Raw genomic sequence first — 5,003 nt, 5'->3', positions numbered from 1 at the left:
TCAGCTGCTGTAGACGGTGAGGACGGCGCCGCTGACCTCGATACGGCGTTCCTGGAGTTTCTCCCCGCAGCGCAGTGCGGTCAGGCAACTGCGGAAGAGGGTCATCTCCTCGGCCGTGAGGACGGCTGCCGCCAGATTCAGCAGTTCGTTCAGGGCGGCCGGAGTGAGGACCGCGGGGAGTTCGCCGGAAAGCAGGACCACCGGCTCTCCGGTCCGGTGGCGGACGACGGCGGTGGCGGTCGCCCCTTGAACGACAAGCACGTGCACCCCTCTCACCGGAGGCCTGGTGGGCCCAAGCGCCTCGGGGATCGAGAGGATAGCCACCGGTTCGTCGTGCTTCGCCCCGTCCGCCGGGACTTCCCCACATCGGGCAGGGGGCGGATTGACCCGTTCGAGTGATATCCGGTGGGCCGGCCCGGTCCTCCGAGGAGCCCCGCCCGTGCTCTCACCTGTCGTTTCCCTTGCACCGCCGTCGTGTTGACGGACAGTCACGGGTCCGAGTCGCTTGTCGAGGCCGGGGCGCCCGGCTACTGTCCAACGTCGTCAGACAGATCGTCCGGTGTGAATAGACGGGTCCGGGGACCCGGTCCCCGTCCGCACCCCTCGTCCGAAGGATCCCCCATGCTCGACATGCGTGAGCTGGACACCGAGTCCGCGGAGCTGCTGCCCGGCCGCGAGGCCCTGGGCAAGCTCAAGTTCAGCTTCGTCAAGACCACGCACGTGACCAAGCACGTGGCCCACGTCGACGCCCACAACGAGTCGCTCGCGGCGAACCAGTTCTCCCCGTTCGCGGTCGCCCAGTCCGAGGCCGTCCAGGCCATCAACATCCGCCAGTAACAACACCCGTACGTGTGCGGACCGCGCCCGTCGTGGCGCGGTCCGTCTCGGGAGGAAGAGCAGGACGGTGACGGAAAGTCACATTGCTCAGGGCCCCGGACCCACGGGGACGGCGGTGTACGGCGCGGACGTGCTGGCGCCTCCCCCCTGCGACACGGGATTCCCCGTCCCGCGGCTGGGCGCGGGCCTGCAACTCCTCGGCGAGTACAAGGGATCGGGGACGACCGAACCCCGGTACATCGTCCGCCGGGGGGACGGGCAGGTCGTCCAGCTGAGCCGGCTGCTGTACCTGGTCGCCCGCGCCATCGACGGGCGGCGCGACACCGAGGCCATCTCACACCGGGTGAGCGGGCGCTTCGGCCGTGAGGTCAGCGCCGAGAACGTGCACTACCTGATCGAGAACAAGCTCCAGCCGCTGGGCGTCACCGTCCCCTTCGGCCAGGAGGGCGACGAGGTCACCGGGCCCACCGCGGACCTCCTGCTCGTCCTGAAGGGCCACCGGGTCATCTTCCGCGAGCGGCAGGTCGCCCGGATCGCCCGCTCCCTGGCCTGGCTGCACCGCCCGCTGGTGGTCGCACTGGTGCTCGCGACGGCCGTCGCCATGGAGATCTGGCTGTTCGCCCTGCACGGGGCCATGACCCCGGTGCTCCAGGTGCTGGAACAGCCGGTGCTCATGCTGGTGGTGTTCGCGCTGACCGTGGCCTCGCTCGTCTTCCACGAGTTCGGGCACGCCTCCGCGTGCCGTTACGGCGGTGCCCGCCCCGGGGCCATCGGCTGCGGCATCTTCCTGATCTGGCCGTCGATGTACACCGACGTCACCGACGTCTACCGGATCGGCCGGGGCGGGCGCATGCGCACCGACCTGGGCGGCGTCTACTTCAACGTCGTCTTCATACTGGCCCTGGCCGGCGGCTACTTCGCCACCGGGCAGTCCTTCTTCCTCGCCGCCATCTACCTGGCCCACTTCGAGATCATCGAGCAGCTGATGCCGGCCGTCCGGCTGGACGGCTACTACATCCTCGGCGACCTCGCCGGCGTCCCGGACCTCTTCGGCAAGATCAAACCGATCCTGCGCAGCATGCTGCCGGGCCGTCCGGTGCCGCCCGAGGTCTCCGACCTCAAACGCTCCGCCCGGATCATCGTCACCACCTGGGTGCTGACGATGGTGCCCCTGCTGCTGGCCGAGCTCGGTTACGTGCTGTGGAACCTGCCGCGCCTGCTCGAGACGAGCCTGCGGTCCCTGGTCGAGCAGTTGACCGGGACCGGCGCCGCCTTCGCCGACGGCCAGTTCGCCGCCGGGGCGGTCGGGGTCATCGGCAGCCTCATGCTGGTCTTCCCCCTGGCCGGGGCGGTGTACCTGTCGGTGCGCCTCGGGGGCCGGCTCGTCCGCCACGTCGTCCGCGCCACGGAGGGGAATCTCCGGCTGAGGCTCCTCATCGGCGGAGCCACACTGGCCGGAGCTGCGGCGCTGTGCGCCGCGTGGGTGGGCGGTGTGACCCCCAAGCCGCTGCCCCCGCAGCCTCCGATCGCCCCCATCCTGCAGCCCGGGGTGCCCGAGATCCGGCCCCTGCGCCCGGTCGCCCCCGCACCGCTGCCGAGCGCCACCACCACACCCCCGGTGACCGTGGCCGCGGGCGAGCCGTCGGCGACCGCGCCCTCGGCATCGCCCTCGGAGTCCGGCTCGGCCGATGCCTCCGCCCCGGCGAGCGACAGCCCCTCGCCGGCGAAGTCGCCGAGCCCGCGTGCCTCGCGCAGCGAGCCGGAACCGAGCAGCACCCGGACCACGGCCACGGCGGGACCGAGCCCCTCCGCGAGCTCGCCCACCGCCTCGCCGTCGGACTCCGTCACGCCCTCGGAGCCCCCCATCCCGAGCTTCACCGTGTCCTTCCCCGCGCCCCTGCCGACCTGAGGCGAGGCCATTCCCCTTCCCCCGTTGTTCCTTCCATCCGTACAGGAGAAGTCCGTGACGCACCGAAAGCCCCGCACCAGCACGGTGGGCCGCAAGGCCGTCCGGCTGGGCATGCTGACCACCGCCGGCCTCGTCGCCCTCGCCACCGCGGCCCCGGCCGGCGCGGCATCGGGGTCGCACATCCCCCGCAGCGTGGGCGCCGCCGTGGACGAGGCGCACACCCTCGCCAACCGGGCGCACCCGGTCCAGTACGACGAGGAGTTCTCGATCCACCAGTTCGGGCCGCTCGTCGCGGCCGCCGCGCACAACCGGGCGGTCGCCGCCTCCGTCGGCTGCTCGCTCTCCCGGCCGTGCCGTTCGATCGCCCTCTCCTTCCAGATCGTCACCACCTCCGGTGTCGACCTCCGGCGGATCAACGCCACGAACATCAGCCGGGCCGTCAACGAGCACTGCACCGGATGCCAGACCTTCGCGGGCGCCTACCAGTTCATCGTGGCGACCCCGCGGCCGCTCACCCTGAGCGCCCGCGACCGGAACCAGCTCGCCGACATCCGGCGCCGGGTGGCCGAGCTGAGGCGGTGCGGTGACCCGATCACGGAGATCGAGCGCCGCGCGGACGCGCTCGCCGCCGAGGTCAAGGCCGTACTCGACCGGGCCGCGGCAGCGGCGCCGGCCGGCGTCGGTGCCAGTCCGCTGCGGGAGTTCCGGCCCACCGTGACCATGCGCCGCCACGTCAGCTGACGCCCCCACCGCTTCCGGGCCGGGGGCACGTCCCTCACCTCCCCAAACCCCCAGACGGGTCCCCGGCCCGGGACCACGACCGGCCTTCCGGAGGCATGAAGTGCCCAGACGATATCCGCCCGAGCTGCGCCGCAAGGCCCTCGACCTGCTGGTCGCCGGTGAGCCCGTGAAGAAGGTCGCCCTGGACCTCGGCCTCGGTGACCAGACGATCTACCAATGGCGGCGCACGCACCTGCCGCACCTGGGCAGGCCGCGGCGTTCACCGGTGGGCACCGCCGAACTGACCGCGGCGCGCAAGCGCATCACCGAACTGGAGACCGAACTCGCCGTCCACCGGCGGGTGACCGAGCTGCTGCGCGATGTGGTGTCCCCAAAAGGCGATTCGAGGTCGTGCAGCTGATGGCCGGGGAGGGTCTCCCGATCCGGACCTCGACGCGCGTCCTCGGCATCTCCGAATCGGGGTACTTCACCTGGCGCGGCCGGCCCCCCTCGGCCCGCGCCAACCGGCACCTGTGGCTGACGGACCTCATCGCCTCCATCCACACCGCCTCGCGCGGCACCTTCGGGTACCGGCGCATCCACGAGGAGCTCACCCTGCGGCACGGCGTCTCCATCAGCCACGGCACCGTGGAACTGCTCATGCGGCGCGCCGGGCTCCAGGGCCGGCCCGGTGTACCCGACCGGCTCTGGGTGACCGACGCCGTCGAACTCCCCACCGGCCAGGGCGGCCTGCTCTGCGTGGTCGTGCTCGACGTCCACGCCCGCCGGCTGATGGGCTGGAGCGCGGGCTCCGCACCGGCCGCCGCCGTGGCGGCGGACGCCCTGAGCAGGGCCGTGCTGCGGCACTCCGTCCACCCCGGGCCCCGGCCCGAGGGGCGCTTCACCACGCTGGTCTTCACCGAACGCGCCCACGTCAGGGGGCTCGCGCCCCCCACCGGTCTCGTCGCCGACCGGAACGACCACGCCGTGATCGGAGCCTTCTGGACCCGGGCACGCAACGAACTCCTGGACCACCGCGAATGGCACAGCCGGCTCGACCTCACCACAGCCCTGTCCGACTACTTCGAGGGAATCCGAGCATGACCGTGGACCGACCGACGCCCCCGTTGCCGATCTCCTACCTGCTGCGCTCCCAGATCCGGCCGGGCCAGACCCTGCCGCCCACCCAGGCGCACCAGATCATGCTGCACTGCGCCCTCGACGCCGCCGGTGTCCCGGTCCGCCGCGACGACGCGGACGCCGTCGCCAGGATCGCCGAACTCGACTACGCCACCGTCAACGCGGTCATCGGCTGGCTGCGCATCGTCAGACCGGCGGCGTGCTGAATGCCCGGGACCACCCGTGCGGGCCGGCCGCTGCCGCGCCCGTCGTGCGGTCGCGCGCTGCTCCGCAGGCCGGGGGACGGGCTACGGCGGTGTGGCGGAGCTGCGGAGGAGGGATTCGACGAGGGCGGCGACGTGGCGCCGGTCGGCTTCGGACAGTTGCCGGACGCTGGCGATGAGGGTGGCGACCTCGG

At 72.2% G+C, this 5,003-nt stretch carries 7 protein-coding genes; 6 read left to right on the top strand and 1 reads right to left on the bottom strand.

What is annotated here, in order from left to right:
* Entirely contained in the window at positions 1-261 is a 261-nt protein-coding gene (locus ACFW3D_RS41965) for a hypothetical protein (RefSeq protein WP_499513901.1), read from the bottom strand.
* A gap of 360 nt (positions 262-621) precedes the next feature.
* On the opposite strand from ACFW3D_RS41965, the gene ACFW3D_RS41960 reads away from it, so the two are divergent.
* The 6 genes from ACFW3D_RS41960 to ACFW3D_RS41935 all read left to right on the top strand — a co-directional run bounded on the left by ACFW3D_RS41960 (position 622) and on the right by ACFW3D_RS41935 (position 4,812).
* Positions 622-837 carry a hypothetical protein gene (locus ACFW3D_RS41960; RefSeq protein WP_500513744.1) on the top strand — a complete coding sequence of 72 codons (216 nt, stop codon included), beginning with the start codon at positions 622-624 and terminating at the stop codon, positions 835-837.
* A 67-nt stretch (positions 838-904) separates the two neighbouring features.
* Positions 905-2,746 (top strand): zinc metalloprotease, encoded by a 1,842-nt coding sequence (locus tag ACFW3D_RS41955; protein WP_500513742.1) that lies wholly within the window; start codon positions 905-907, stop codon positions 2,744-2,746.
* 54 nt (positions 2,747-2,800) lie between these two features.
* On the top strand, positions 2,801-3,487 hold the full coding sequence (locus ACFW3D_RS41950) for a hypothetical protein (RefSeq protein ID WP_500513741.1): 687 nt from the start codon (positions 2,801-2,803) through the stop codon (positions 3,485-3,487).
* A gap of 100 nt (positions 3,488-3,587) precedes the next feature.
* Positions 3,588-3,887, top strand: a complete 300-nt coding sequence (locus ACFW3D_RS41945; protein WP_500513739.1) for a transposase — start codon at positions 3,588-3,590, stop codon at positions 3,885-3,887.
* The gene (locus ACFW3D_RS41940; RefSeq protein WP_500513738.1) at positions 3,887-4,570 is read left to right on the top strand and encodes an IS3 family transposase; all 684 of its coding nucleotides are present in this window, start codon (positions 3,887-3,889) and stop codon (positions 4,568-4,570) included. Before ACFW3D_RS41945 ends, ACFW3D_RS41940 begins: the two co-directional genes overlap by 1 nt.
* Positions 4,567-4,812 (top strand): hypothetical protein, encoded by a 246-nt coding sequence (locus ACFW3D_RS41935; protein ID WP_500513737.1) that lies wholly within the window; start codon positions 4,567-4,569, stop codon positions 4,810-4,812. The genes ACFW3D_RS41940 and ACFW3D_RS41935 overlap by 4 nt, the downstream gene beginning before the upstream one ends.
* Positions 4,813-5,003: the final 191 nt, after the last annotated feature.

Origin of the sequence: Streptomyces sp. NPDC058864, assembly GCF_042742985.1 — a bacterium.
Lineage (GTDB): Bacteria > Actinomycetota > Actinomycetes > Streptomycetales > Streptomycetaceae > Actinacidiphila.
The sequence above is the reverse complement of the archived record's forward strand: the minus strand, read 5'-3'. Positions and strand labels throughout refer to the sequence as shown.

Excerpts from the sequence above, each read along its gene's own strand:
- ACFW3D_RS41960 (WP_500513744.1), top strand. The coding sequence starts at position 622 with ATGCTCGACATGCGTGAGCTGGACACCGAGTCCGCGGAGCTGCTGCCC.
- ACFW3D_RS41940 (WP_500513738.1), top strand. The coding sequence starts at position 3,887 with ATGGCCGGGGAGGGTCTCCCGATCCGGACCTCGACGCGCGTCCTCGGC.
- ACFW3D_RS41935 (WP_500513737.1), top strand. The coding sequence starts at position 4,567 with ATGACCGTGGACCGACCGACGCCCCCGTTGCCGATCTCCTACCTGCTG.